Annotated in this window: 1 pseudogene; it reads left to right on the top strand. The window is 40.6% G+C overall.

Annotation, left to right across the window (positions count from 1 at the left end):
* Positions 1-26: 26 nt before the first annotated feature.
* Positions 27-219 (top strand): annotated as a pseudogene (locus FD27_RS04535) (1,4-beta-N-acetylmuramidase); the annotation flags it as partial.

The following is a 219-nucleotide window of genomic DNA, read 5'->3' as shown; positions in this document are numbered from 1 at the left end:
ATTGGTATTATTTCGATAGCGAAGTAATGGCAGCAAATGGCTGGCATGGTACGAAGTTAGCTGATGGAAGCTGGAAGGATTACTACTTTGATCAGTGGGGCCATTACATGACAAATACTTGGCATGTTTATAACGGCAGTTGGACATACTCTAAGGATGATGGTACTGCTGCTGAAGATCAGTGGTTATGGATTAATGGTCATTGGTATTATTTCGATA

Origin of the sequence: Limosilactobacillus frumenti DSM 13145 (assembly GCF_001436045.1) — a bacterium.
GTDB lineage: Bacteria > Bacillota > Bacilli > Lactobacillales > Lactobacillaceae > Limosilactobacillus > Limosilactobacillus frumenti.
This window is presented reverse-complemented; position numbering and strand designations above follow the sequence as displayed.